This is a genomic window from Streptomyces sp. NPDC005004 (genome assembly GCF_053600675.1).
In genome coordinates, this window is the sequence record NZ_JBSGAH010000008.1 from 293937 (window position 1) to 318434 (window position 24498).

The 24498-nt window shown below is 72.4% G+C and carries 25 protein-coding genes, 1 tRNA gene and 1 pseudogene; 14 read left to right on the top strand and 13 right to left on the bottom strand.

Features of this window, described 5'->3' with window-relative positions:
- Positions 1 to 2: 2 nt before the first annotated feature.
- Together ACWEEU_RS14285 and ACWEEU_RS14290 are read right to left on the bottom strand one after the other, a co-directional pair.
- Positions 3 to 1418, bottom strand: coding sequence for an exopolysaccharide biosynthesis polyprenyl glycosylphosphotransferase (locus ACWEEU_RS14285; protein WP_451732046.1), 1416 nt, complete (start codon positions 1416 to 1418; stop codon positions 3 to 5).
- Complete coding sequence (locus ACWEEU_RS14290) at positions 1415 to 2644, bottom strand: glycosyltransferase (RefSeq protein WP_451732049.1); 1230 nt, start codon at positions 2642 to 2644, stop codon at positions 1415 to 1417. The genes ACWEEU_RS14285 and ACWEEU_RS14290 overlap by 4 nt, the downstream gene beginning before the upstream one ends.
- A gap of 579 nt (positions 2645 to 3223) precedes the next feature.
- On the opposite strand from ACWEEU_RS14290, the gene ACWEEU_RS14295 reads away from it, so the two are divergent.
- From ACWEEU_RS14295 to ACWEEU_RS14320, 6 genes are all read left to right on the top strand, one after another.
- Positions 3224 to 3463: a chaplin gene (locus ACWEEU_RS14295; RefSeq protein ID WP_018545032.1), complete on the top strand. Its 240-nt coding sequence runs from the start codon at positions 3224 to 3226 to the stop codon at positions 3461 to 3463.
- A 93-nt stretch (positions 3464 to 3556) separates the two neighbouring features.
- Positions 3557 to 3844, top strand: coding sequence for a hypothetical protein (locus tag ACWEEU_RS14300; RefSeq protein ID WP_451732052.1), 288 nt, complete (start codon positions 3557 to 3559; stop codon positions 3842 to 3844).
- A 203-nt stretch (positions 3845 to 4047) separates the two neighbouring features.
- On the top strand, positions 4048 to 4548 hold the full coding sequence (locus ACWEEU_RS14305) for a DUF5949 family protein (RefSeq protein ID WP_451732055.1): 501 nt from the start codon (positions 4048 to 4050) through the stop codon (positions 4546 to 4548).
- Complete coding sequence (locus ACWEEU_RS14310; RefSeq protein WP_451732058.1) at positions 4548 to 5132, top strand: vitamin K epoxide reductase family protein; 585 nt, start codon at positions 4548 to 4550, stop codon at positions 5130 to 5132. Before ACWEEU_RS14305 ends, ACWEEU_RS14310 begins: the two co-directional genes overlap by 1 nt.
- Positions 5133 to 5229: 97 nt before the next feature.
- A complete protein-coding gene (locus tag ACWEEU_RS14315) occupies positions 5230 to 5751 on the top strand; it encodes a tyrosinase family oxidase copper chaperone (RefSeq protein ID WP_451732061.1) in 522 nt (173 codons plus the stop codon).
- Positions 5735 to 6601, top strand: coding sequence for a tyrosinase family protein (locus ACWEEU_RS14320; RefSeq protein WP_385743617.1), 867 nt, complete (start codon positions 5735 to 5737; stop codon positions 6599 to 6601). Before ACWEEU_RS14315 ends, ACWEEU_RS14320 begins: the two co-directional genes overlap by 17 nt.
- Before the next feature lie 142 nt (positions 6602 to 6743).
- Here ACWEEU_RS14320 and ACWEEU_RS14325 read toward each other — a convergent pair whose 3' ends face one another.
- Both ACWEEU_RS14325 and ACWEEU_RS14330 read right to left on the bottom strand, forming a co-directional pair.
- Positions 6744 to 7058 carry a chaplin gene (locus ACWEEU_RS14325; RefSeq protein ID WP_385743619.1) on the bottom strand — a complete coding sequence of 105 codons (315 nt, stop codon included), beginning with the start codon at positions 7056 to 7058 and terminating at the stop codon, positions 6744 to 6746.
- A 205-nt stretch (positions 7059 to 7263) separates the two neighbouring features.
- On the bottom strand, positions 7264 to 8217 hold the full coding sequence (locus ACWEEU_RS14330) for a D-2-hydroxyacid dehydrogenase family protein (protein ID WP_451732065.1): 954 nt from the start codon (positions 8215 to 8217) through the stop codon (positions 7264 to 7266).
- Between the two features lie 196 nt (positions 8218 to 8413).
- Between ACWEEU_RS14330 and ACWEEU_RS14335 the strand changes: the two genes are divergently transcribed.
- Positions 8414 to 8842 carry a hypothetical protein gene (locus tag ACWEEU_RS14335; RefSeq protein ID WP_451732068.1) on the top strand — a complete coding sequence of 143 codons (429 nt, stop codon included), beginning with the start codon at positions 8414 to 8416 and terminating at the stop codon, positions 8840 to 8842.
- 1 nt (position 8843) lies between these two features.
- Here the strand turns inward: ACWEEU_RS14335 and ACWEEU_RS14340 are convergent, their stop codons facing one another.
- Positions 8844 to 9293: a hypothetical protein gene (locus ACWEEU_RS14340; protein WP_451732071.1), complete on the bottom strand. Its 450-nt coding sequence runs from the start codon at positions 9291 to 9293 to the stop codon at positions 8844 to 8846.
- Between the two features lie 267 nt (positions 9294 to 9560).
- Positions 9561 to 9633 (bottom strand) — tRNA-Arg (locus tag ACWEEU_RS14345).
- 271 nt (positions 9634 to 9904) lie between these two features.
- On the opposite strand from ACWEEU_RS14345, the gene ACWEEU_RS14350 reads away from it, so the two are divergent.
- The 5 genes from ACWEEU_RS14350 (at position 9905) to ACWEEU_RS14370 (ending at position 17136) form a co-directional block, all read left to right on the top strand.
- Positions 9905 to 11545: a dynamin family protein gene (locus ACWEEU_RS14350; RefSeq protein WP_451732074.1), complete on the top strand. Its 1641-nt coding sequence runs from the start codon at positions 9905 to 9907 to the stop codon at positions 11543 to 11545.
- A gap of 3 nt (positions 11546 to 11548) precedes the next feature.
- Complete coding sequence (locus tag ACWEEU_RS14355; RefSeq protein ID WP_451732077.1) at positions 11549 to 13588, top strand: GTPase; 2040 nt, start codon at positions 11549 to 11551, stop codon at positions 13586 to 13588.
- Positions 13589 to 13847: 259 nt separating this feature from the next.
- The gene (locus ACWEEU_RS14360) at positions 13848 to 14312 is read left to right on the top strand and encodes a single-stranded DNA-binding protein (protein ID WP_451732080.1); all 465 of its coding nucleotides are present in this window, start codon (positions 13848 to 13850) and stop codon (positions 14310 to 14312) included.
- Between the two features lie 332 nt (positions 14313 to 14644).
- Positions 14645 to 16051 carry a Cys-Gln thioester bond-forming surface protein gene (locus ACWEEU_RS14365; RefSeq protein WP_451732083.1) on the top strand — a complete coding sequence of 469 codons (1407 nt, stop codon included), beginning with the start codon at positions 14645 to 14647 and terminating at the stop codon, positions 16049 to 16051.
- A gap of 41 nt (positions 16052 to 16092) precedes the next feature.
- On the top strand, positions 16093 to 17136 hold the full coding sequence (locus ACWEEU_RS14370) for a helix-turn-helix transcriptional regulator (protein WP_451732086.1): 1044 nt from the start codon (positions 16093 to 16095) through the stop codon (positions 17134 to 17136).
- Here ACWEEU_RS14370 and ACWEEU_RS14375 read toward each other — a convergent pair.
- The 3 genes from ACWEEU_RS14375 to ACWEEU_RS14385 form a co-directional block, all read right to left on the bottom strand.
- Positions 17127 to 18077 carry an SDR family oxidoreductase gene (locus ACWEEU_RS14375; protein ID WP_451732089.1) on the bottom strand — a complete coding sequence of 317 codons (951 nt, stop codon included), beginning with the start codon at positions 18075 to 18077 and terminating at the stop codon, positions 17127 to 17129. The two genes, ACWEEU_RS14370 and ACWEEU_RS14375, sit on opposite strands and share 10 nt — an antisense overlap.
- 717 nt (positions 18078 to 18794) lie before the next feature.
- Entirely contained in the window at positions 18795 to 19637 is an 843-nt protein-coding gene (locus ACWEEU_RS14380) for an SDR family NAD(P)-dependent oxidoreductase (protein WP_451732092.1), read from the bottom strand.
- Positions 19638 to 19661: 24 nt separating this feature from the next.
- Entirely contained in the window at positions 19662 to 20009 is a 348-nt protein-coding gene (locus tag ACWEEU_RS14385) for a nuclear transport factor 2 family protein (protein ID WP_451732095.1), read from the bottom strand.
- Between the two features lie 111 nt (positions 20010 to 20120).
- On the opposite strand from ACWEEU_RS14385, the gene ACWEEU_RS14390 reads away from it, so the two are divergent.
- Together ACWEEU_RS14390 and ACWEEU_RS14395 are read left to right on the top strand one after the other, a co-directional pair.
- On the top strand, positions 20121 to 20648 hold the full coding sequence (locus ACWEEU_RS14390) for a winged helix-turn-helix transcriptional regulator (RefSeq protein ID WP_385743675.1): 528 nt from the start codon (positions 20121 to 20123) through the stop codon (positions 20646 to 20648).
- Between the two features lie 145 nt (positions 20649 to 20793).
- Positions 20794 to 21198, top strand: coding sequence for a globin (locus ACWEEU_RS14395; RefSeq protein ID WP_385743677.1), 405 nt, complete (start codon positions 20794 to 20796; stop codon positions 21196 to 21198).
- 37 nt (positions 21199 to 21235) lie between these two features.
- On the opposite strand, the gene ACWEEU_RS14400 is transcribed toward ACWEEU_RS14395, so the two are convergent.
- From ACWEEU_RS14400 to ACWEEU_RS14415, 4 genes and pseudogenes are all read right to left on the bottom strand, one after another.
- Positions 21236 to 21913, bottom strand: coding sequence for a hypothetical protein (locus ACWEEU_RS14400; protein WP_385743679.1), 678 nt, complete (start codon positions 21911 to 21913; stop codon positions 21236 to 21238).
- Entirely contained in the window at positions 21910 to 22344 is a 435-nt protein-coding gene (locus ACWEEU_RS14405) for an acyl-CoA thioesterase (RefSeq protein ID WP_385743681.1), read from the bottom strand. Before ACWEEU_RS14405 ends, ACWEEU_RS14400 begins: the two co-directional genes overlap by 4 nt.
- 7 nt (positions 22345 to 22351) lie before the next feature.
- The gene (ettA, locus tag ACWEEU_RS14410; RefSeq protein WP_385743683.1) at positions 22352 to 24016 is read right to left on the bottom strand and encodes an energy-dependent translational throttle protein EttA; all 1665 of its coding nucleotides are present in this window, start codon (positions 24014 to 24016) and stop codon (positions 22352 to 22354) included.
- Positions 24017 to 24415: 399 nt separating this feature from the next.
- Positions 24416 to 24498: pseudogene (locus tag ACWEEU_RS14415) on the bottom strand (IS5/IS1182 family transposase); the annotation flags it as partial.

Below are 24498 nucleotides of genomic sequence, written 5' to 3' on the forward strand. Positions count from 1 at the left end.
GGTCAGCTCCCGGTGGAACGCACGAGCACGGCCGCGGTGCGCAGCAGGATGCAGACGTCCTGCCACAGCGACCACGTGTCGATGTACGCGTTGTCGAAGCGGGCCCGGTCCTCGATCGAGGTGTCCCCGCGCAACCCGCTGACCTGCGCGAGCCCGGTGACGCCGACCCGCATCCGGTGCCTTGCGGCGTAGCCGGGGTGGAGCTGGCTGAACCGCGCGACGAAGAAGGGGCGTTCGGGGCGCGGTCCGACCAGGCTCATGTCGCCCCGGAAGACGTTCCACAACTGGAGCAGCTCGTCCAGCGACGTCCGGCGCAGGAAGCGGCAGAAGGCGCTCATCTCCGGCTCGCCCGCCACACTCCAGCGCGTGGCGGACTCACGCTCGTCCACCGGGCGGTGCGTGCGGAACTTCAGCAGGGTGAAGGGGTGCCCGTCCTTGCCGATCCGCTCCTGCCGGAACACCACACCGGGCCCCTCGGTCAGCCGCAGCACCGCCGCGCACCCGAGCAGCAGCGGACCGCACAGCACGAGCAGGGCGCCCGAGACCGTCACGTCCAGCAGCCGCTTGGCCAGGCTGTCCGGCCGCCGGGCGCCCGCGTCGAGACGCCGTACGGCGAACCCGGCCAGCCGCTCGCGCACGTCGTACGCCGGACCGTCGGGGGCCACCTCCCACAGGGCGCAGCCCGACTCGGCGAGCGCCCGCAGCAGCGGGGCCCGCTCGGCGCGGGTCGCGGGGCCGACGACGAGGACGGTGCGGACCCCGTTCTGGATCAGGGCCCGTTCCACCTGCTCCTCACCGGTCAGCACCGGCAGACCGTCGCTGCCGTCCGGGTGGTCCGCGACCACGCCGACCGGCCGCACTCCGCAGCGCGGGTGCCTGAGCAGCGCGGCCGCCACCCGCTGTGCGGTCGCGGCCGGGCCGACGACCAGGGCCGCGCTCGGCCGCCGCAGCCGCGCGGCCGTACGCCTGCCGCGCACCACGCCCCGGCCCGCGCAGGCCACCGCGCAGTGCAGGGCCCAGCCGAGCAGGAGGGTCCGGGAGGTCAGCGCGGCGGCCGGTTCGCGGGCCGCGACGAGTGCGGCGAGCGCGAGCCAGGAGACCGCGATCCGCCCGCAGACGGAGGGGAGTTCGTCCAGCACGCCGGACATCGCGCGCGTCGGCCGGGGACGGAGCAGCAGGGCGGCGCACATCAGCGCGGCGACCAGCAGCGGACGGCGCGTGGCCGTGTCCAGCGCGGCGGCGCCCACGAGGGCTCCGGCGAGGTCGGCGGCGAGCAGGGGCAGGAGAGACGCGGCCCGGGCGGGCGGCCGTCGTACCGGGAGCCGGAAGCCGCGCGCGGCACGGGCCCGTACGACGGGGACCTGGCCCGTCGCCCGGTCCCAGGGCTGCGCGGTGGGGGCGGTGCTTTCCGTGGTCACGAGAGAAGGGACTCCCTGCGCTCGGCGGGCATGGGCGGCCGGGCGCCGAGGAGTTCGCGGTAGAGGTCCGCGATCCGCTCGGCGGTGTGCCGCACGTCGTGGGTGGACAGCACGTGGCGGCGCCCCGACTCGCCGAACTCCGCGCGCAGCGGCGCGTCGGTCAGCAGTCCGGCGACGGCGGCAGCCAGCGCGGCCGGGTCCTCGGGCGGCACCAGACACAGCCCCGCGGACCGGGGCGGCAGACTCTCCCGCGCGCCGTCCACGTCCGTGACCACCACGGGCCGCCCGCAGGCCAGCGCCTCCAGCGGGGCGAGCGCCATGCCCTCCCAGCGCGAGGGCAGCACCACCAGATCGGCGGCGCGGTACCAGGGGCGTACGTCACGCACCGCCCCCGGGAACAGCACACCGGGGCCCGCCGCGGCGCGCAGCGCCGCCCGGTCCGGGCCGTCGCCGACCAGCGCGAGCCGCGCGTCCGGCACCTCGCCCCGGACCCGTTCCCAGGCGCGCAGCAGCACGTCCTGACCCTTCTGGCGGCAGAGGCGGCCCACGCAGACGACGAGGGGGGCGAGGTCGGTGCCGGCGCTTCTGGCGCCGGGGCCCTCCGCGCCGGGACCTTCCGCGCCGGGACCCTCCGCCCCGAGTTCCGCCGCCAGGGTCTCCCGCGCCGGTCCCGCCGGAGCCGGGCAGAAGCGCACTGGGTCGACCCCGTTGGGGACCACGGCGTACGCGGCGCGCACCCCGGCGCGCAGCCCCCGCTCGCGCTCCGCCTCGCTGACGCACACCACACGGTCGGCCCAGCGGGCCCCCAGCCGCTCCCAGCGCCGGGCGAGCAGACCGGTGATCCCGTCGGCGGCCTCGAACGACCAGGCGTGCGGCTGGAAGACGGTCGGGACACGGCCGCGCAGGGCGAGCCGGGCGGCGAGACCGGCCTTCGCGCTGTGCGCGTGCACCAGCTCGGGCCGCGCCTCCGCTATCAGACGCCCGAGCCGCCGCACCTCGCCCCGCAACCCCGGACCGGGTGACCGCACGGCCGCCCACTCCCGCACATCGGCGCCCAACCCGCGTGCGCCGTCCGCCAGTTCTCCGTCGGGACAGCCGACGGCCACCCGCAGTCCCGAGGCGAGCTGGGCCCGTACGAGGTCCAGGACGACCCGGACGACACCGCCGTCGGCGGGTTGCGCGAGGTGCAGGACCCGGGGCCGGAAGTCGGGGGCTGGCTGGTGCATGTCGCGGACTACCTCGCTCGTGGAAGGGGGCGCTCGGGGCTGCGGTCGCCGTGGGGGCGCCAGGGGCTTGGGAGGGGAGCGCGTCGTACTGCCGGGCGCCCCTCGCGGAGCGGAACCCACCGGTCCTCGTCGCGTCCCCGAGGGGAACGAGAGGAAAGCCCCGCTGGTCACCGCCCCGCGCGCCGGGCGTGGCCGAGACCCGACAGGTGCCGGCCGCACCCTCGGGCGACGGCCGTATCCACCGCTCGACCCGAGGCAGTACGAGCCCTGCCGCGCCGGTCGTGCGCTCCACTACGCCATTCGGGGGAGAGGGCGGGTCGCGCCCACGCCCGGCGCACGACCGTGCCCCGGGGAGAGCGCACGCGGCTCGCCCTTCTCCCGCGGCCCTTCCCGGGCCGGAGATCGAGTTGCTGACCGAGCCATCAATAAGGCGAATCGGGACAACTGTGCCGGATCGCCGAGAGTGCCCCGCACGCCTTTCACTCCTTTGGCGGCACAACCCCCGGGGATGCCACGCGTTGACACTGCGTCGGGCACCCCGCCCGCACTTTTGTCTCGATTTGCAAGGAGCACCTCTCCATGTCGCGTATCGCCAAGGGCCTGGTCCTGACCTCCGCCGCCGTCGCGGCCGTCGCCGGCGGTGCCGGTGTGGCTGCCGCCGACGCCGGAGCGAGCGGCGTCGCCGCCGGCTCCCCCGGTGTCCTGTCGGGCAACGTCATCCAGGTCCCGGTCCACATCCCGGTCAACGTCTGCGGCAACACCATCGACGTCATCGGCCTGCTGAACCCGGCCTTCGGCAACACCTGCGTCAACGACTGATCTCGCGGCGCACCCCTTCGGCCGGCCGTCCGCCCGCGCATCGACCGCGGGCGGGCGGCCGGTTTCAGTGAGTTGCCGTAGAGAGGAACCAAGATGAAGTCCCTGAAGGCCGCCGCCGTGCTCGCCGGTTCCGTCGCCCTCGTCGGCGCCGCCGCGCCCGCGTTCGCCTACACCGGCGATCTGACCCCCTCCAGCCTCAACGGCGCCGTCGACCAGGTCGCCCAGGGCGGTCTGACCGTGCGCGACGTGATGCCGCTCCAGCACCAGTCGAACGCCCTCGACACCGAGAACAAGGCGTCCGTCCTGAACACCGTCAACGGCGCCACGGCCGCGCTCAACCAGCCCGGCCAGCTGCTCGGCGGCCTGCCCCTCAAGGGCTGACCCGGCACCGCAGACGCGAGGAGGGGCCGGTCCCGTACGACGGGGGACCGGCCCCGTGGCGGCTCCTGACGCGCCCGCCCCCCAGACGTCCCCCCGCTGTGTTCGAGCCCGCTTCCCTCGTTCGTGTGGAGCACCCCGGGCGACTCATCCGGAAGGGTGAGAAGCCGCCCGAAACCTCCCCAAGCCGTCGATAAGGTCGCGCGGTGACCTCAACCTCAAGCGACGCCCCCGCCTTCCGCGCCACCGACCTCGGCACCCTGGTGCTGCTGGCCTGGAGCGGCGAGGCCCCCGACGGCTACGACATGCCGTACCTGCTGGCCTACTCCCTCGGGGACGCGGCCGGCGGCCCGCTCGTCACCGCCGGCGCGGTCCACCAACTGCTCGCGCTCAACGGCCTGCCCGTCGGCGGCGAGGTGATCGACGGCTCCACCCGGCCGAGCCTCCCCGTGACCCTGCTGGTCGAGGCGGGCCAGGCCGTCGTCAACATGCCGCAGCTCGTCGCCCAGGCAGACGCGCCCCCGGAGTGGCTCGCCGCCGTCGCCCACCGCGGCTACGCCTACCTCGTCTTCACCACCCGCGCCTGGCCGCAGGGCCGCCCCGGGATGCCCGTCACCCCGGCCGCCCTCGCCGCCTTCGCCGGAGCCGACGAGACCCTGCACGCGGCCGCGCACCTCATGCTCCCGGCCCGCTCCCTGCGCGGCTGATGCCACGGGCCCGGGCAGCCGGCCGGGGCCTCGGAGCGCTGCTCGTCCTCACCGGAGCGGCCGGACTGCTCGCCTCCTGGGCCATCACCCTGGACGAGTTCAAGCTCCTCAAGGACCCTGCCTTCGTCCCCGGGTGCAGCCTCAACCCGGTCGTCTCCTGCGGCAGCGTGATGAAGAGCGCGCAGGCGTCCGTGTTCGGCTTCCCCAACCCGATGCTGGGCCTGGTCGCCTACGCCGTCGTCGTCTGCGTGGGCACCGGTCTGCTGGCCGGTGCCAGCTTCCCCGGCTGGTACTGGCTGGCGTTCTGGGCCGGGTGCCTGTTCGGCGTCGGCTTCGTCACCTGGCTGCAGTTCGAGTCGCTGTACCGCGTCAACGCGCTGTGCCTGTGGTGCTGTCTGGCCTGGGCGGCGACGATCGTCCTCTTCTGGTACGTCACCTCGCTGGTCGTCCGCGCGGGGTATCTGCCCGCGCCGGACCCGGTACCGGCCTTCCTCGCCGACTTCACCTGGCTCCTCGCGCTGCTGCACCTCGGTGTCGTCGGCGTCCTCGTGCTCACCCGCTGGTGGGACTTCTGGACCGGCTGACCGGGGCCGCCCTACCCGGATGGCCCTGCCGCGTGACTACGCGCGGCCCGCGCCGGTTACCGGTACCGACATCCGATCCGCGACGAGGAGTTGAGACATGGCTGTCGGTGCCGGTGGTGCGGCGGTGGGGGCGGGAACGCCGGTCGGAGCGGGTACGGCGAGACCGTCCCGCCGGGAGATGGCCCGAGGGCTGCTGGCCTCCGCCGCCGCTCTCGCCCTCGCCCCGGTGGTCGCCGCCTCCCGCCCGCTGCCCCCGGGCGACCCCTCGGACACCGCCTTCGACGAGACCTACCGCGGTCGCCACATCCAGGGCTACGCCGTCCCCGCGCTCAGCCGCCGCGGCGAGGGCGACTGGCAGATCACCGTGGACGGCAGCCCGCTGCACCTCATGCGGCGCGCGGACGGCACCTGGATGAGCATGGTCGACCACTACACCTCGTACCCCACGCCCCTGGCGGCGACCCGGGCGGCCGTCGACGAGCTGGGCCCCGGGCGGCACGTACGCGACCTGGCGCCGGGGCCGGTCGGCGGCGGCATGGGGCACGCGGGCGGGACCATGAGGCACTCGGGCGGAGCCATGGACGAGATGGCGGGGGGCACGCATGGCGTACACGCGTAAGAACGTCACCACGCTCACCGCGAGCGAGCGCCGCCGGTTCGTCAACGCGCTCCTCGAGGTGAAACGGCGCGGCGAGTACGACGAGTTCGTGCGCACGCACATCGACTACTACACCTCCGACGGCGAGAAGGGCCTGCGCGCGGCCCACATGTGCCCGTCCTTCCTGCCCTGGCACCGCAGGTTCCTCCTCGACCTGGAGAACGCGCTGCGCCGCGTCGACTCCTCGGTCACCCTGCCGTACTGGGACTGGACCCGTGACCGCGCGGCCACCGCCGCGCCCTGGACGGCCGACCTGCTCGGCGGCAACGGACGGCGCTCCGACCACCAGGTGACGACGGGTCCGTTCGCCTACGGGGCCGGGCACTGGACCCTCAAGGTCAACGTCACCGACGGCAAGGCCCTCACCCGCGACCTCGGCCGCGCCGCCAACCCCATCCAGCTCCCCACCAAGAGCGAACTCCAGTCGGCCCTGGACGAGCCGGTCTACGACGCCTCCCCCTGGGACTCCACGGTCACCCGCGGCTTCCGCAACAAACTGGAGGGCTGGGGAACCGGCAGCGGCAGCGTCTCCTGGCGCAACCACAACCGTGTGCACCGCTGGGTCGGCGGCGAGATGCTCGGCGGCGCCTCCGTCAACGACCCGGTGTTCTGGCTGCACCACGCCTTCATCGACTACCAGTGGTACCGCTGGCAGCGGGCCCACACGAGTCACCGCTACCTCCCGGCGAACCCGCCGGGGGCGGGGGACAAGCAGCAGGGGCGGATCGTCGCCCGCCTCCAGAAGCTGCCGCCGTGGAATGTGACGCCGGATTCGCTGGAGGACGTGAGCGGGATCTACCGGTACGCCTGAGGCCGGCACGGCGGGGGTGCGGGCCGGTGGGACCTGAGGGATCTGTCCGAGGGATCTGTCCGAGGGATCCACCGGGGACGCGGACAGGGAAGAGCCCCGGCGCTCGGAGTGCCGGGGCTCTTTTGTGACGCGCGGGGGTGACTCAGTTGCCGTAGCCGGAGTTGCCGTAGCCCCCGGGGGCCTCGGGCGTCACCGGGGTGGTGGGCGGGGTCTGCTCGCCCACGTTGGCGCAGGTGTTGCCGAAGGCCGGGTTCAGCAGCCCGACCACGTTGATGGTGTTCCCGCACAGGTTGACGGGGACGTTGACCGGAACCTGGATCACGTTGCCGGACAGCACGCCGGGCGAACCGACCGCGGCACCCTGGGCGCCCGCGTCGGCCAGCGCCAGGCCGGCCCCGCCGACCACCACGGCGCCGGTGCCGAGGGCGACGACGGCTGCCTTCGCGATGCGAGACATCACGTTCTCCTTTTGTTGCCTTGTTGCTCGGGAAGCGCGGTCGGCAGGACCAGCCGCCGCACTTCCCGTTCAACGGCCCATGCCGGGGGTGGTCACGGGCGACCGGGCAGAGATCCCCCTTTTGCGGCGAAACGGGTCAAGGCGTTTGTCGTGCCCGATCGAGCGCGCCTGGTCGTGGGTGCGTGACTGCGGTGCCCGCTCGCGTTCAGGGGAGCCGGCGCACGGGCGAGCCCGCGAGGTACGCCGCGATGTCCTCCACCGCCTGTCCGTAATAGGTGGCGTAGTTGTCCCGCGAGACGTATCCCAGGTGCGGTGTGGCCAGCAGCCGGGGCGCGGTCCGCATGGGGTGCCCGTCCGGCAACGGCTCCACGTCGAAGACGTCCACCCCCGCCCCCGCGATACGGCCCTCCCGCAGCGCGGCGAGCAGGGCGTCCTGGTCGACGATCGCGGCGCGGGAGGTGTTGACGAGGTAGGCGGTCGGCTTCATGAGGGCGAGTTCGGGGGCGCCGACGATCCCCCGGCTGCGCTCGCCGAGAGCGAGATGCACGGACACGAAGTCACTGTGCGCGAACAGCTCCTCCTTGCTCGCGGCCGGCTCGACACCCACGTCGGCGGCCCGCTCGGCGGTGAGATTCCGGCTCCACGCGCTGACCCGCATCCCGAAGGCGAGCCCCACCCGCGCCACCCTCGACCCGATCTTCCCGAGCCCGAGCAGTCCCAGCCGGGCGCCGTGGAGATCGGCCCCGAGGGTGGACTGCCAAGGGCCTCGTCGCCTGAGGGCATTGCTCTCCTGAACGACCCCACGCGCGAGTCCGAGGATCAGCGCCCAGGTCATCTCCACCGGCGGCGCCGACGAACTGGCGGTCCCGCACACGGTGACACCGTGCTGTGCTGCGGCCTCGTAGTCGATGACGCTGTTCCGCATCCCGGAGGCGACGAGCAGCTTCAGCCGGGGGAGTCGCGAGATGAGCGCCCCGGGGAAGGGCACGCGTTCCCTGAGGGTGACGACGATGTCGAAGTCGGCGAGGGCGGTCGCCAGGGCGTCTTCGCCGCGGATGTGCTCGCGGAACACGACGACGTCCACCGGCAGCTCGGACCAGTCGGCCACCTCGGTGGCCACCCCCTGGAAGTCGTCCAGCACCGCGCACCGAAGTCGCATGTCATCTCCCCCTGACGGACGGGCTGTTGTGGAGGCAATTGGATCACGGGAGTCCCGGCGTGGGGGCGGGCGCCTGGTGGGCCTCGGAGCACGGGGTGCCGTGCCCGGGCGAGGGCTCTTGGTGCGCTGACGTACTCGCCCCCACCTGAGTACCCGCACCCTGTTCGACCCCGCCCCGAACGGAAACCCTGGTGCCATGACCCGAGCCTGGAAGCCCCTCCTCACCCAGTCCCTTGCGATCCTCGCCCTGACCGCCACATCGATCGCCCTCTGGGCCGCGTGGCTCGGCTGGGACCAGCACCGGGACGTCCACCCCGACGGCTCCACCACCGGCCCCTACGAGCCGTGGCAGGTGATCGGCCTGGCCCTGACCCTGCTGGTCCCGGTGTCCTTGGCCGCTTATCGCAGGCACTTCCCCGCCGCGATCCTCGGTGCTCCGGTGGGGCTGGCGATCGCGTCGTTCTACGACTGGTCGGACGACGCCAGCGGGCTCTTCGTGATCGGGGTGGGTCTGGTGGTGGCGGGGAGCGTGGTGGCGTCCCTGTTGGTCACCGCGCTGGTCGGGACGGTGTCCGGGGCTGAGGGGGACAGGCGGCGGGGGTCGCGTGACGCCGGCCACCGGTGAGTCACAGAGCCCACCAGCAGTACAGGTGCCGACCGGAGGCGTGAGCACGCCGTGCCAGACCGGCCAGGGCTTCCAGGACACCAGCCGTGACCTCGACGCTCATACCGAGTTGCCGGAGCTCGTCCGTCTTCGACCACGGTTCGGCACAGCGGGCGAGGTCGTCCCGCGAAGCCGAGGCGAGGGCAGTGGTCAGCGTGTCCGTCAGGCTGACCACGAATGAACCGCCCTCCTCCGCCGGTTCGGAAAGCAGGCGTCCGGCCCGAGGACGCCCGCCGGCCTCCTCATAACCGCAGCCCGTCATGATCGCTTCGAGCCAGGCGATCGAGATGACCGGGTCGACGTTCTTGAGGTAAACCACGTCGAGGTCCGCCTGCCCCGGCCCACCCGGCGTCCGGAGGACAGCGACAGCGGCTTGATCGTCGGCGGCGGAGAAGTAATCGCACAGCGGCATGTGGGGGATTCTGGCACCCACGACTGACAGTCCCCCCGCCATGATCGAGGCTCGCTTCGGAGATGCCCGGCACTACGGCGCTTGGCCGCACGACACCCGCACGGCCGAAAACTCCGGCAAGTATTCGGCAAGGCCACACATCAGAACCCGGTGACAGCCGGCCGGCCCGGAGCCTTCAGCGAGCTTCTCGGGGGAATCCGGGGCTCGCGCCATGTCCGCGCACCCCGACCAGCAAAAAGCCCTCCCCACAGGAAGGGCCTGAAGACGCGCCCCCGGCAGGACTCGAACCTGCGGCCAAGCGCTTAGAAGGCGCCTGCTCTATCCACTGAGCTACGGGGGCCCGATGCGGGTCAAGGATAAAGGTGACTGGTCCCCGACCCTGCCGCCTCGCCTCCGTGGCTCGATGTGGAGGTTCGGTGAAGCGGTCCTGATAATCGCAGGCGGGTACGAATCGTGCATCGCTTTTGCGCCCCGACGCGCCGGGTGTTGTGCACTCGTTATGCCTGGAGTGTGCCCGTGCCCCAGTCGTCCCGTCCGTCCGTTCTGTTCCGTCGGCGCGCAGACATGTCCATATGCTTCAGAATTCCCTCAAAATTGGGCATTCTTCCCATGTGGTGACCTTGGACGTACGGCCCCAGCTGCTCGACACACTCTCCGCCCTGCGCGACCGTGTCGCCGCGGCTCGCTTTCCGCTGCCCCTCGCGGGAGCACCGCGCGTGCGCGCCAACCGCGACGAACTGCTCGCACAGCTCGACGACTACCTCGTACCCCGCCTCCGCTCGCCCGAAGCGCCGCTGCTCGCGGTGGTGGGCGGTTCCACCGGCACCGGCAAGTCGACCCTCGTCAACTCCCTCGTGGGGCGCCGGGTCAGTGAGGCGGGCGTACTGCGGCCGACCACCCGGACGCCCGTCCTCGTCTGCCACCCGGAGGATCATCACTGGTTCAGCGGGATGCGCGTCCTGCCCGACCTCACCCGCGGCCCGCTGCCCCGGCAGGACCGGCTTCAGGACCGTCACCAGGACAACCACCACCAGGACACCCGCCACGACCCGCACGGCGACCACCCCGCGCGTGTACTCCGCGTCGAGACCGCCGAGAGCGTCCCCCGTGGGCTCGCCCTCCTCGACGCCCCCGACGTCGACTCCCTGGTGGCCGAGAACCGCGTCCTCGCCGCCGAGCTGATCTGCGCCGCCGATGTCTGGATCATGGTCACCACGGCCGCCCGCTACGCCGACGCCGTCCCCTGGCACCTGCTGCGCACCGCGAAGGAGTACGACGCCACCCTGGTGACCGTCCTGGACCGCGTACCGCACCAGGTCGTCGCCGAGGTCTCCCGCCAGTACGGTGCCCTGCTCACCAAGGCCGGGCTCGGCGACGTACCCCGCTTCACGGTGCCCGAGCTGCCCGAGTCGGCCTGGGGCGGCGGACTGCTGCCCGCTTCCGCCGTGGCCCCCCTGCGCGCCTGGCTGCTGCACCACTCGCAGGACCCAGCCGCGCGCCGCCAGGTCCTCGCCCATACCGCGTACGGTCTCCTCGACTCGCTGAAGTCCCGGATGCCCGAGCTGGCCGGCGCCGCCGCCGCGCAGTACGCGGCCGCCCTCCGGCTCACCTCCGCCGTCGACCACGCCTACGACAGCGAGCACGCGCGCGTGCGCGGACGCGTCAACTCCGGCGCCGCCCTCGCCGGTGACGCCCTCAAGCGCTGGCGCGCCTTTCCCCTCGACTGCACCGCGGGCGAACTCCTGGACGCCCTGGTCGAGAGCCTGGCCGAGCTGCTGCTGTGCGCCGTGACCGCCGCCGACGAGCGGATGCGCGAGGCGTGGCGCCGTGAGCCCGCCGCGCAGGCCCCCGAGCTGACCGCTCCGGACCCCTCCCCGGAGCCCCCCGAGCACCGCATCGGGCTCGCGGTACGGCGCTGGCGGCGCGAGCTGGAGGAGTACGCCGAGGACGAGGTGCGCGAGCTGGAGCGGGGCGCGACGGCCGACGCCGAGGCCGTCGCCGCGCTGGTCGCCACCGCCGTACTCGGCGGACACCGCGCGCGTACGGCGGGGGAGCGGCTCGCCGAGCGGATCGGCCCCCATGGCGCGCTGCGGCTGCGCGACCGGACGGAACGCCTGCTCACCGAGCACGTCGACCGCGTCATGCACACCGAGCGCGAACGCCGTCTCGCCCCCCTCGACGCCCTGGACGTCCACGCCGAATCGCAGGCCGAACTCATCGCCGCGCTGTCCGTACTGCAGAAGGAGAGGTGACCGGTGACCGCCGTGGCCAACCAGAACCACACGGATCGCAAGGACCACACGGATCGCAAGGACCACACGGATCGCAAGGACCATACGGATCGCACGGGCATGGACCACTCGGACGGCACGGGGCCGCCGGACCGCACGGACGGCGCGGACCGCACGCAGGGGCTTAGGGAGCACGCCGGAGCGGCCGCCGGGTACGTTCCGCAGCCCTCGCCGGAAGCGGGGCGCCCCGGCAGCGGTTCGAACGCCGTGAGCGCGGAGGACGCGCGCGTGCCGGCCGCGTCGTCGTCCGACGCCGTCGGCGCGGACCCCTCCGGCGCGCAGGCCGGCACCGCCGCCGAGCCCTGGGACGACGGCCTCATCGCCCGCCGCGCCACCTCCGGCGCCGCCCCCGACGAGGAGCGCTCCCCGCTCGACGCCCCGCCCCGCGGCGGTTCCTCCGCCCCCGGCACCCTGCCCCTCGCCTTCGACGGCGCCCTGCGCTCCCGCCTGGACGCGCTGCGCGAACTCGTCGGGCTCTCCCGCGCGCGCCTGGACAGCCACACGCTGGCGGAGGCCGTCCGCGTCCTGGACGAGGCGTCCGCGCGGCGCAGGCTCTCCGGACAGCACACCGTCGTCGCCATCGCGGGCGCGACCGGCAGCGGCAAGTCGCAGCTCTTCAACGCGCTGGCCGGTGTGACGATCTCCGAGACCGGCGTGCGGCGTCCGACTACCTCCTCGCCCATCGCATGCAGTTGGAGCGACGGCGCCGCCGCCCTCATCGACCGGCTGGGTATCCCGGGACGGCTGCGCCGCCGTCCGGTGCCGGGTCCGGAGGGCGAGCCGCCGCTGACCGGGCTGGTCCTCGTGGACCTGCCCGACCACGACTCGGCGGCCGTGAGCCATCGCGATCAGGTGGACCGCATCCTCAAGCTGGTCGACGCGGTGATCTGGGTGGTCGATCCCGAGAAGTACGCCGACGCGGCCCTGCACGAGCGTTATCTGCGGCCGATGGCCGGGCACGCCGAGGTGATGTTCGTCGTCCTCAACCAGGTCGACCGGCTGCCCGGCGAGGCCGCCGAGCAGATCCTGGACGATCTGCGCCGTCTCCTGGACGAGGACGGCGTCGCGCTCGGCGAGCATGGCGAACCGGGCGCCACGGTGCTCGCCCTGTCCGCGCTCAACGGCGACGGTCTCGGTGAACTGCGCGGTGCCCTCGGCAAGTTCGTGGCCGAGCGCGGCGCGGCCGCCCGGCGCGTCTCGGCCGACCTGGACGCCGCCGCGACCGGACTGCGGCCGGTGTACGCCGCCGGGCAGGGCGTAGAACTCGCCGAGGACGCGCGCGAGGAGTTCGCCGACGGGCTCGCGGACGCGGTGGGCGCCACGGCCGCCGGTGACGCCGCCGAGCGCGCCTGGCTGCGCAACGCCAACCGCGCCTGCGGTACGCCCTGGCTGCGGCTGTGGCGCTGGTACCACGACCGGGGCGGCCCGCCCACCGGCAAGCTGGCGGTTGCTGCACCCGCCGACACGGAGGCCACGGCCCGTCAGCGCGTCGAACAGGCGGTCCGTACGGTGTCCGACCGCGCCTCCGCCGGGTTGCCCGGGCCGTGGGCGCAGGCGGTGCGCGAGGCGGCCGTACGGGGGTCGCAGGGGCTGTCGGAGTCGCTGGACGAGCTGGCGGCGGGAGCGGGACCGCCGCCGGGACGCCCGCCTCGGCCCGGGTGGTGGCCGGTGGCGGTGCTGGCGCAGGCGGCGATGACGTTGCTGCAGGTCGTCGGCGGGCTGTGGCTCGCGGGGCAGATCGCGGGGATGCTGGCGCCCAACCTGTGGGTTCCGGTGCTGCTGATGCTATGCGGGATCGTCGGCGGGCCGCTGGTGGAGTGGAGCTGCCGGCTGGCGGCGCGGGCGCCCGCACGGCGGTACGGCCAGGAGGCAGAGCGGCGGCTGCGGGAGGCGGCGGCGAGCTGTGGACGGGCCCGGGTGCTGGATCCGGTGGCGGCTGAGCTGCTGCGGTACCGGGAGGTGCGGGAGCAGTACGGGAAGGTGATGCGGGCGGGGGTGGGGTGATCCCCCTGGCCCCCCGGCCCCCCCGGCCCCCTGGCCCCCGGCCCCCTGGCCCTCCGGCCCTCTTGGTCCCTCTGCGCTCGTCGGCGGGAAGCCCCGTCACCCACTCGGGTGGCGGGGTTTTCCACAGGTCCGGAGGTGGTCCACAGAGCTCGGCGGAGGTCGGCGGAGCGGGTGCAGTCTGGTCGCACGCAGGCCGTACGGGAAGGGCTCGTACGGGGGACGGCCCGGCGTTCTGGCGCCGGGTGAGGAGGGGTTCGGGATGAACGAGACCTTGGTGTGCGTGGTGGGCAACGTGGCGACCCAGCCGCTGTACCGGGACATGGCGGCGGGACCGTCGGCCAGGTTCCGGCTCGCGGTGACCTCGCGCTACTGGGACCGCGAGAAGAGCGCCTGGACGGACGGGCACACCAACTTCTTCACGGTGTGGGCCAACCGGCAGCTCGCGGTCAACGTGGCCGCGTCGGTCGAGGTGGGACAACCGGTCGTGGTCCACGGCAGGTTGAAGGTGCGCTCGGAGACACGGGAGGGTCAGCAGAACTGGGCGTCGGCCGACATCGACGCGGTGGCGATCGGGCACGACCTGGCACGCGGTACGGCGGCCTTCCGGCGCTCGGCCCGGCCGGACACGCCACCTCGCGCCGCGACACGTCCCGAGCCCGAGTGGGAGACGCCACCGACGGAGGAGGTCGGGCAAAGTCCGGCCGAGGCGGCCGGAGTGACATGACGGAATGTCAGCCGAATCCGGCTGATGGGCTGTCAGCGTCCGTGGGCGGCCTCGGAGCGGAGCCGCGGCTTATCGGCGCATGAGTGCCGAACGGGTCGAACATGCGGAACATCCGCTTCCCACCCTTACCGACCGGTGGATTTGTCGACAAGCCCGGTTCGTTCTCAACGTTCGCGATAACGATTGCGGCTCGGATCGGCCTCCGGAGACCGGACCCGGCAAGTGCGGCCGCGTTGATCCATAGGATGCCGGGCGTGCCCCCTTGGGGCAGCCGATTTCTGCTGGTGGGACCGTCCCCCACGTCCAACAGGTCCTGCTCGAAGGGGAATTCTGTGCTTGGTGCGTTCTCTGGGATAACCCGGTCCGCCGTGCCCGCCCGTGTCGGAGCGGTGGTCCTGGTCTCCGGCCTGGCGGCGGTGGGTGTGCTGTCTGGCGCCGGTACGGCCCTGGCCGACGAGGCTCCGCAGACTCAGGGCGGGGCTACGGCCACGATCAACGGCCTCAAGACGTACGGCGAGGCCGTGATCCACGAGGACGGCACCGATCTGACGGTCCCCGCGGGCCTGTTCGAGATGTCCGTGGACGGCGGCGGCACCCTCCAGACGTACTGCGTCGACCTGCACAACCCCACCCAGCGCGACGCGCACTACCAGGAGACCCCCTGGAGCGGCACCTCGCTGGGCACCAACAAGGACGCCGGGCGCATCCGCTGGATCCTTGAGAACTCCTACCCCCAGGTCAACGACCTCGCCGCGCTCGCCCGCAAGGCCGGGGCGCGGACGCTGACCGAGCAGGACGCGGCGGCAGGCACCCAGGTGGCCATCTGGCGCTACTCGGACGGCGCGAAGGTCGACGCGGTGGACGCCGACGCCGAGAAGCTCGCGGACTACCTCCAGAAGAGCGCGCGCGACACGGCCGAGCCGCGGTCCTCCCTGACGCTGGACCCGCCCGCCGTCTCCGGGCACGCCGGTGACCTGCTCGGACCGGTGACCGTGCACACCAACGGCGGCACCGTGACGGTGACCCCGCCCGGGGACGCGGCAGCCGCCGGAGTACGGATCATCGACAAGACCGGCAAGGTGATCACCTCGGCGCGGGACGGCAGCCGGCTGTACTTCGACATCCCCGAGGACGCGCCGGACGGCTCCACCCAGCTCACCGTCCAGGCGTCCACCACCGTGCCGGTCGGCCGCGCCTTCGCCTCCGACTCCCGCAGCCAGACCCAGATCCTCGCGGGCTCCAGCGAGTCCACGGTCTCCGCGACGGCGAGCGCCACCTGGGCCGCCGAGGGCGCGATCCCCGCGGTCTCGGCCCGCACGAACTGCGCCAAGGGCGGCGTGGACGTCACCGTCGCCGACAAGGGCGACCAGCCGTTCACCTTCGAGCTGATGGGCGAGGAGCACACGGTGGCCGCCGGAACCGCGACCACGGTCTCCGTCCCCCTCCAGGAAGACCGCACCTACGACTTCACCGTCACCGGTCCCAACGACTTCAGCCGCCGCTTCACCGGCGTCCTCGACTGCAAGACCCAGGGCGTCATCACCACCAAGTCCACCCAGACCCTGAGCGACCCCACCCCCGTCGCCCTCCCCGCCGACACCCCGCCCGGCACGGACCTGGCGGCCACCGGCGGCTCGGCGATCACTCCCTTGATCGCCGGAGTGGCGATCGGCTTCGTGGTGATCGGCGGGGCGGTGCTGGTGTTCCTGCGCGGGCGAGAGGCGCAGGCGGGCGAGTAGGCGACGCCCCTGGGCAGCCGCCGGTCCGGGATCCTTGAGACATGCGTGCCTCTCGTTTGATCCGTATGGCGCTGCTCGTGCAGTCGCGGCCCGGGGTGACCGCTGCCGAGATCGCTCGGGAGCTGGAGGTTTCCGAGCGGACGGTGATCCGGGACGCGCAGGCGTTGCAGGACGCCGGGGTGCCGATTCGGTCCGAGCGGGGGCGTGCGGGTGGGTATCGGCTGGCTCCGGGGCATCGGACGCGGCTGACCACGCTGCATCCCAGCGAGGCGGAGACGCTGTTCCTGTCCGGTCTGCCCACGGCGCTGCGTGATCTCGGGCTGGCGGACGCCGCTGGCGCGGCTCGGCTGAAGCTGTCGGCGACGCTGCTGCCGTCGCTGCGGGAGGCGGCGGAGTCGTCGGTGCGGCGGTTCCATCTGGACGCACCGGCGTGGTTCCGGGAGCCGTCGGTGCCGGAGTCGCTGCCGGAGCTGGCGCGGGCCGTGTGGGCGGACCGGGCGGTCGAGTTGGCGTACGCGCGGCCGGGGCGGGACGGGGCGCCGCCGAGGACGGTGACCCGCCTGCTGGAGCCGTACGGGCTCGTGCTGAAGGCGGGGGTCTGGTACGTCGTGGGTCGCGTGCCGGGGGAAGGGCGGGACCGGGACGGTGCCTGGCGGACGTACCGCGTCGACCGGGTGACGGGGCTGTCCTTCGCTCCGGGCCTGGACGAACCGTTCGCCCGCGACCCGTCCTTCGACCTGGCCGCGCACTGGCAGGCGCAGGCAGTCGAGTTCGCGCGGGCTCTGCTGCGTACGGCCGTCACCGTGCGCGTGACCGAGCGGGGGCTGCGTCGGCTGCCCGCCGTGGTCGACGCGGCCGGGGTCGACGAGGCGCTGGATTCCGCGACCGGGCCCGACGACGCCGGGCGCGTCACGCTCGACCTGCCGGTGGAGTCGGAGGAGGTCGCCTTCGCTCAACTGGCCGAGCTGGGCGCGGAGGTGGAGGTGCTGGCCCCGGCGGGCCTGCGCGCCCGCTTCCGAGAGCGGGCGCGGGCCCTCGCCGAGCTGTACGGCTGGTCCGGCGCGGAGACGGGGGATCAGCGGTAGTCGTCCGGAGCGCCGGGCTTCCCGTCGAACTTGTCGGTGAAGTACGCCCACGCGTCCGGCCGGCTGCCGTCCACGTCCCGTACACCGTAGACCTTGGCGAGTTCCGCGCTGGAGGCGGACTTCCGGTTCCAGCGGGCCGCCCTCTCCGCGTCGGCGGCGAGCGCGGCGACTCCGCGGGCGAGGTAGTACGGCGACTCGGCGATGGCGAAGTCCGGTTCCTTCGCCGCGGCGTCGCGCCAGTTCTCCTCCGTCACACCGAAGTGGGCGAGCATCTGCTCCGAGCGCAGGAAACCCGGCGTCACGGAGACCGCGGTACCTCCGTACTCCGCCAGTTCCTCGCCCAGTCCGTAGGCGATCCGGATGGGGGCGGTCTTCGCGAGGTCGTAGTAGAGGTTGTCGCGGTAACGGCGGTTGAACTCCGCCGTGCCGTCGGTGACTTCCACCAGCAGCGGCGCGTCCGAGCGGACCAGCAGCGGGAGGGCGAGCGCCGCGGTGATCACGTGTGACCGCACCCCGAGTTCAAGGATGCGCAGGCCGTCCGCGAGCGGCGTCTCCCAGCTCTTCTTCCCGAACACCGAGCCGACGAGCAGGTGCTCACCGCCCCAGAGATCGTTGACGAGGATGTCGAGCCGGCCCTGCTCCCGGTCGATCCGCTCGACGAGGGCGCGTACCTGGTCCTCGTCCAGGTGATCGGTCGGGACGGCGATCCCGGTGCCCCCGGCCGCGTCGATCAGCTCCGCGGTCTCCTCGATGGTCTCCGTGGCCCTTCCGACCTCGCTGACGCGGTCGCGGGTGGTGCGGCCGGTGACGTAGACGGTGGCTCCGGCGCGGCCCAGCTCCACGGCGAGCGCGCGGCCGGCGCCCCGGGTGGCTCCGGCGACGAGGGCGATCCGGTTCGTGAGGGGGCGGGGGGCGTCCTGGGGGGTGGTGTCGTTCTCCATGCCACCACGGTGCACGCCAAAGGTGACAGTTCGCGTCACCTTTTCCGCTGGTGCCGGGTTCGGGCGCCTCGACGTACCGACCGGCGTGCGCGTGTGGCACCGATGCCGCCCGCCTCGCGCCCTGCCGTACGTTCGCGTGGTCGCGCACCCTGGGGGCGACACATGCCGTGAGCTGCCTGGGGGTGGACTGTGGGGGAGTGGAAGCAAGGGAAGTGCGGCTGGCCTACGGAGGCTGGAGGCCGCTGCCAGAACAAGACGGTGAAGGGGACGGCGCGCTGCTATCGCCACCAGGGGGACTGGACGCAGCGGGGGCAGGCCGAGCTGAAGAAGCGGGCAGGGCGGCGACGTAGGAAGTAGGTCCGCGCCCTATTTTCAGCGCCCGCCGCTTTTTGCCGGAGCCCGGCCGAGCCGCCCGCCGCCGGTCGGAGATCGTGACCGCCGCGGGCGCCCAGGAGGCCCTCGTCCGGGCCGAAGCCGCCGTTGGCCACCTCGGTGGGGAGGCGGCGCAGGAGCGGGGGCGTCGGGAAGCCGGTGGTTCGTTCCGCCTCGGCGGCGGCTTCCGGGGTGGCGGGTGGGGGAGGGGCCGCCCCTGAGACGCGGCGTGCGCGGTGGCCACCACCTCGTCGTATGTCACCGGCAGCGGTGGTCTCGACTTCATGGCGACCCCCTCTCAGGAGCAGGCCGCGTCAGGGCCTTGCGGGCCGCGAGCGTCTGCGGCTACTGACCCGGGGGAAAGTCCGCACCCCGAGAGGCATCCTCGTGGGCGCGCAACTCCTCGATCATGCCCTCCAGTTGCTCGTGGACGGCGTCGTACCCCGCCGCCCCCAGCACGATGCGCCGCGGAGGCTTCTCCTGATCCATCGCCTCCAGGACGGCTCGCACCCCCCGCTCCGGATCTCCCGGCTGGCGCCCGTCCTGCCCGATCATCGCCTCACGGACCGACTCGACGAACGGTGCGTACGCATCGACCGTCTCGGACACCGACTCGTCGGCGAAGGCGGTGTACGCGTGGGTCCGGAAGGCGCCGGGTTCGACGGCCAGGACCTTGATGCCGAAGGGGGCCACCTCCTCGCGCAGCGCCTCGGTGAGACCCTCGACGGCGAACTTGGCGGCGCTGTAGTAGCCGAAGCCCGGGACGCCTCGCAGTCCGGCCACGGAGGACATGTTGACGATCCAGCCGCCGCGCCGGGCGCGCATACCCGGAAGGACGGCACGCAGGAGTCCCGTCACGGAGAAGAAGTTCAGCTCGAAGGACCGCCGCACGTCGGCCTCGGCCGTGCCTTCGACGGAGCCGTACCAGCCCCGCCCCGCGTTGTTGACCAGGACGTCGATGCCGCCGAAGCGATCCTCCGCCGTGCGGACGGCGTCGCGGATCTGATCGGCGTCGGTGACGTCCAGTGGCAGGACGAGCACCCGGTCGCCGTGGCGGGCGGCCCAGTCGTCGAGCAGCTTGGGGCGGCGGGCGGTGAGAACGACGTTGTCGCCGCGTTCGAGAGCGGCATCGGCGTAGGTCAGGCCGAAACCGCCGGGGGTCCCGCCGGTGATGAACCAGGTTTTCATGTTTCCTCGATTTCCAGACCGTTGTCAGAGAGCGATGTCGAGCCGGCTGATCAGCCCGCCGTCGAGAACGAAGCGGTACCGCAGGTCGACGGTTCCGCCGGGGAAGTCGCCCTCCAGGTGCTGGACGACTGTGTACCGGCCGGGCCCGTCGCTCTCGGCGCCGACGAGTGTGGTCGTGTACGTGAACTCGGCGGCCGTCCCCTCCAGCCAGCGCGTGAGAGCGACGGTTCCTTCGTAGGTCTGGCCGTCGTCCGTGACGGTGGCGCCGGGCGCGAACGTGGCCAGGGTGGCGGAGACGTCGTGCGCGTCGTGCGCCCGGAGATAGCGCTCGACGGCCTCCGGCAGTTCGACGGTGTCGGGGGTTTCGGACATGGGGGTGCCTCGCAGACAGGGAGATGGCGACATGGCTCGGTGCCGGGAACCCGGTCACTGCTAGAATAGAAGCCAGTAACTTCGACTTTAGCAGTAACCAAGGAGAGTGCCATGCCGAACCGGATCAGGCTGGAGGACCGCGAGTGCCCGCTGTCGACCACGGTGCGGCACGTGGGCGAGTGGTGGACGCTGCTGATCCTGCACGACGCCTTCGACGGCTACACGCGCTTCGACCAGTTCCAGCAGAGCCTCGGCATCTCCACCAGCATGCTCACCGCACGCCTGAAGACCCTGGTCGGCGACGGTCTGCTGGAGCGGCGCCCGTATCAGACGAACCCCGTCCGCCACGAGTACGTCCTCACCGACCTCGGGCGCTCCCTGCGCCCCGTGATCGTCGCCCTCGCCGCCTGGGGCAACCGGCACCTCGACCCCCAGGACCGCTCCATGATCCTGATCGACACCGAGACCGGCCAGGAGTCCGAGCCGGTGGTGGTCGACGCCCGCACCGGCAAACGCCTCGACGACAGTGAGGCGTACGTCTTCAGCGCAGGCCCGGCCGCCAGCGACGCGATGCGCGCCCGCTACACCGAACTGGACCGGCAACGGCGTACGCGAGCCACCGAGCCGACCGCGTCCTAGGGGGCGTCTCCCCGGTCTTCGCGGGCCCGCGACTCCGCCGGCCTCCGGCCGGGAGGTGCCCCCTGGCACGGCACCTCGCCGCACGGCACCGGGCAGGGGTCCTACGACCCAGGTCCTCGGTCACCCCGTCTGAGACCATGGACGGGTGAATGAGATCCGGCGTGGCACGCTTCAGGAGCAGACCTTCTACGAGCAGGTCGGCGGGGAGGAGACGTTCCGGCGGCTCGTCCACCGTTTCTACGAGGGCGTCGCGGAGGACCCGCTGCTCAAGCCGATGTACCCGGAGGAGGACCTGGGTCCGGCCGAGGAGCGGCTGACGCTCTTCCTCATCCAGTACTGGGGCGGTCCGAGCACCTACAGCGAGAACCGGGGACATCCCCGGCTGCGGATGCGGCACGCGCCGTTCGCCGTGGACCGGGCCGCGCACGACGCCTGGCTGAAGCACATGCGGGTCGCCGTGGACGAGCTGGGGCTCTCCGAGGAGCACGAGCGGACGCTGTGGAACTACCTCACGTACGCCGCCGCCTCGATGGTCAACACCGAGGGCTGAAGCCCGAAAAGGGGCTCCGAAGAGCCCCCGGAAAAGGTCAGCGCACGCTGACGCCGAGCGCGCCGAGACCCGCCCCGCGCACGGCGACCGAGCCGTACGGCGTGCGCAGCCTCAGCCAGGTGCCCGAGGACAGCAGGACGACGTCCTCCGCGCCGGTGCCGGGGCGCAGGAAGCCGAGCGAGTGCGCCGCGTGGACGGCGCGCAGCGGGAGCCGGGTCGTACCGATCTCGCGGGACCAGATCTCCCGTCCCGTACGGTCCAGTTCGGCGCGGGTGCGCGCCTCGGGGGCCAGTTCCTCGGTGCGGGCGCGGAACTCCGCGACCGACCGGCCGACGGTACGGCGCAGTTCCTCCGGGGCGGGCAGCCCCGGCTCGGGACGCCAGCCGCCGCGCGGCGGCAGCAGCCCGGCCCACGGCGGTCCCGTGACGGCGGCGGGAACGGCGGCGGTGGCCGCCCGGTCGTCCAGGGACTCCAGCAGCTCACCGGCGGAGACGGTCGCGTCGAGGGTGACGTCGAGCCCGTCCTCGTAGGGCTTGGCGAGCCTGGCCGCGCGGATCGCGAGCACCTCGAAGGACGGCGGCCGGCCGAACACGGCGAGCGCCGTGCCGGCCGCCTGGAGACGCACCGCCGCTCCGCGGTCGTAATGGAGCAGCCGGGAGAGGAAGGCGCCGAGGTCCGCCGCCTCCCTCTCGTCGGCGAGATGGAGCACCGTCATGCGGCGACGGCCTCCTCCTCGTCACCCGCGCCGGTTTCGCCGCCGTCGTCGGTGTACTCGCTGAGGAACTCGCGCTCCTCCGCGGTGATCCGGCGCGGCCGCTGGGCCTCGAAGTCGAACGGGACGATCACGGTGGACGCCCGGACGTAGACGAGATCGTCGTCCTTCACCTCGTAGGTGATGGTGAAGGACGCGGCCCTGATCTCGGTGACCCACAGCTCGATGTCGACCGGCGCGTGCCGGTGGACGAGCTGCCGCTTGTAGTCGATCTCGTGTCGCGCCACGACCGACCCCTGCTTGAAGTCCTTGTCCGGACGGAACAGGAAGTCGATACGGGCCTCCTCCAGATAGCGGAGGAACACCACGTTGTTGACGTGGCCGTACGCGTCCATGTCCGCCCAGCGCAGCGGGCAGCGGTAGATGTGGCGCAAGGTGAGATCAGCCCCGGGTCAGCTTCTTGTAGGTGGCGCGGTGCGGGCGGGCGGCGTCGGCGCCGAGCCGCTCGATCTTGTTCTTCTCGTACGACTCGAAGTTGCCCTCGAACCAGAACCACTTGGAGTCGCCCTCGTAGGCGAGGATGTGCGTGGCCACCCGGTCCAGGAACCAGCGGTCGTGGGAGACGACCACGGCACAGCCGGGGAACTCCAGGAGCGCGTTCTCCAGGCTGGAGAGGGTCTCGACGTCGAGGTCGTTGGTGGGCTCGTCGAGGAGCAGCAGGTTGCCGCCCTGCTTGAGGGTGAGCGCGAGGTTGAGGCGGTTGCGCTCACCGCCGGACAGCACGCCCGCGGGCTTCTGCTGGTCCGGGCCCTTGAAGCCGAACGCGGAGACGTAGGCACGGGACGGCATCTCGACCTGGCCGACGTTGATGTAGTCGAGGCCGTCGGAGACGACCTCCCACAGCGTCTTCTTGGGGTCGATGTTCTCGCGGCTCTGGTCGACGTAGCTGATCTTGACGGTCTCGCCGACCTTGATGTCCCCGGAGTCCGGGATCTCCAGACCCTGGATCATCTTGAACAGCGTGGTCTTGCCGGCGCCGTTCGGACCGATGACGCCGACGATGCCGTTGCGCGGCAGCGTGAAGCTCAGGTCGTCGACGAGGATCTTCTCGCCGAACGCCTTGTTGAGGTCGTTGACCTCGACCACGATGTTGCCCAGGCGCGGGCCCGGCGGGATCTGGATCTCCTCGAAGTCCAGCTTCCGCATCTTGTCGGCCTCGGCCGCCATCTCCTCGTAGCGGGCGAGGCGGGCCTTGGACTTGGCCTGGCGGCCCTTGGCGTTGGACCGCACCCACTCCAGCTCTTCCTTGAGCCGCTTGGCGCGTTTGGCGTCCTTCTGGCCCTCGACCTTCAGACGCGTCTGCTTGGTCTCCAGGTACGTGGAGTAGTTGCCCTCGTAGGGGTACGCGCGGCCGCGGTCGAGCTCGAGGATCCACTCGGCGACGTTGTCCAGGAAGTACCGGTCGTGGGTGATGGCCACGACGGTGCCCGGGTACTTGGCGAGGTGCTGCTCCAGCCAGTTCACCGACTCGGCGTCGAGGTGGTTGGTGGGCTCGTCGAGGAGCAGCAGGTCGGGCTGCTCGAGGAGCAGCTTGCAGAGCGCGACGCGGCGCTTCTCACCACCGGAGAGGTTGGTGACGGGCCAGTCGCCGGGCGGGCAGCCGAGCGCGTCCATGGCCTGCTCGAGCTGGGCGTCGAGGTCCCAGGCGTTGGCGTGGTCCAGCTCCTCCTGGAGCTTGCCCATCTCGTCGAGCAGCGCGTCGGAGTAGTCGGTCGCCATCAGCTCGGCGATCTCGTTGAACCGGTCGAGCTTGCCCTTGATCTCGGCGACGCCCTCCTGGACGTTCTCCAGGACCGTCTTCTCCTCGTTCAGCGGGGGCTCCTGGAGCAGGATGCCGACGCTGTAACCGGGGGAGATGAAGGCGTCACCGTTGGAGGGCTGCTGCAGCCCCGCCATGATCTGCAGCACGGTCGACTTACCGGCACCGTTCGGACCGACGACACCGATCTTCGCCCCCGGCAGGAAGCTCAGGGTGACGTCGTCGAGGATCACCTTGTCGCCGTGCGCTTTGCGCGCCTTGCGCATGGTGTAAATGAACTCAGCCAAGAGAAACCGTCCGGCAGCTTGAAATCTGGCAGTGGGCAGATACACCCCATCTTGCCGTACGGCCAGCCTTCCGCGGAAACTCGTTCTTGGCGGGGGGCGTGAGCTGGGGGTTCGCCGCGGACGCGAGTGACTCGCCGGTCACTGTCGGTCGCCGCCGGCGCCCTCCCCGATATCAACCCTGGTGGTGGGCAGAGAGCCCGTGGATCCGATCAGGGGCAAGTCCTCCCAGGCGCGTGGGCCGCATCGTTCGGCGCGCAAAGCACCGGGCCGTCTACGCGGCATCGGCCTTTCGGTGTGCGGTCATGGAGGCCCTTTCCCCTTCCAGGGCGGGGCGGCGTCCTCCTTGTCGGAATGGGCACTCACCAGCACCCCGTCCAGGTCGACGGTCACTGAGCGTTTTCAGCGTTGCCTCTCCAGGGTGAGGACGGCTTTTGCGATGACGGTCATGCGGATGGGGCTGATGCGGGATCTGCGGAAGATCT

Bases quoted from the DNA above. Each gene is read 5' to 3' on its own strand.
- ACWEEU_RS14290 (WP_451732049.1), bottom strand. From the start codon at position 2,644: ATGCACCAGCCAGCCCCCGACTTCCGGCCCCGGGTCCTGCACCTCGCG.
- ACWEEU_RS14295 (WP_018545032.1), top strand. From the start codon at position 3,224: ATGTCGCGTATCGCCAAGGGCCTGGTCCTGACCTCCGCCGCCGTCGCG.
- ACWEEU_RS14300 (WP_451732052.1), top strand. From the start codon at position 3,557: ATGAAGTCCCTGAAGGCCGCCGCCGTGCTCGCCGGTTCCGTCGCCCTC.
- ACWEEU_RS14310 (WP_451732058.1), top strand. From the start codon at position 4,548: ATGCCACGGGCCCGGGCAGCCGGCCGGGGCCTCGGAGCGCTGCTCGTC.
- ACWEEU_RS14315 (WP_451732061.1), top strand. From the start codon at position 5,230: ATGGCTGTCGGTGCCGGTGGTGCGGCGGTGGGGGCGGGAACGCCGGTC.
- ACWEEU_RS14320 (WP_385743617.1), top strand. From the start codon at position 5,735: ATGGCGTACACGCGTAAGAACGTCACCACGCTCACCGCGAGCGAGCGC.
- ACWEEU_RS14325 (WP_385743619.1), bottom strand. From the start codon at position 7,058: ATGTCTCGCATCGCGAAGGCAGCCGTCGTCGCCCTCGGCACCGGCGCC.
- ACWEEU_RS14330 (WP_451732065.1), bottom strand. From the start codon at position 8,217: ATGCGACTTCGGTGCGCGGTGCTGGACGACTTCCAGGGGGTGGCCACC.
- ACWEEU_RS14335 (WP_451732068.1), top strand. From the start codon at position 8,414: ATGACCCGAGCCTGGAAGCCCCTCCTCACCCAGTCCCTTGCGATCCTC.
- ACWEEU_RS14340 (WP_451732071.1), bottom strand. From the start codon at position 9,293: ATGCCGCTGTGCGATTACTTCTCCGCCGCCGACGATCAAGCCGCTGTC.
- ACWEEU_RS14360 (WP_451732080.1), top strand. From the start codon at position 13,848: ATGAACGAGACCTTGGTGTGCGTGGTGGGCAACGTGGCGACCCAGCCG.
- ACWEEU_RS14370 (WP_451732086.1), top strand. From the start codon at position 16,093: ATGCGTGCCTCTCGTTTGATCCGTATGGCGCTGCTCGTGCAGTCGCGG.
- ACWEEU_RS14375 (WP_451732089.1), bottom strand. From the start codon at position 18,077: ATGGAGAACGACACCACCCCCCAGGACGCCCCCCGCCCCCTCACGAAC.
- ACWEEU_RS14380 (WP_451732092.1), bottom strand. From the start codon at position 19,637: ATGAAAACCTGGTTCATCACCGGCGGGACCCCCGGCGGTTTCGGCCTG.
- ACWEEU_RS14385 (WP_451732095.1), bottom strand. From the start codon at position 20,009: ATGTCCGAAACCCCCGACACCGTCGAACTGCCGGAGGCCGTCGAGCGC.
- ACWEEU_RS14390 (WP_385743675.1), top strand. From the start codon at position 20,121: ATGCCGAACCGGATCAGGCTGGAGGACCGCGAGTGCCCGCTGTCGACC.
- ACWEEU_RS14400 (WP_385743679.1), bottom strand. From the start codon at position 21,913: ATGACGGTGCTCCATCTCGCCGACGAGAGGGAGGCGGCGGACCTCGGC.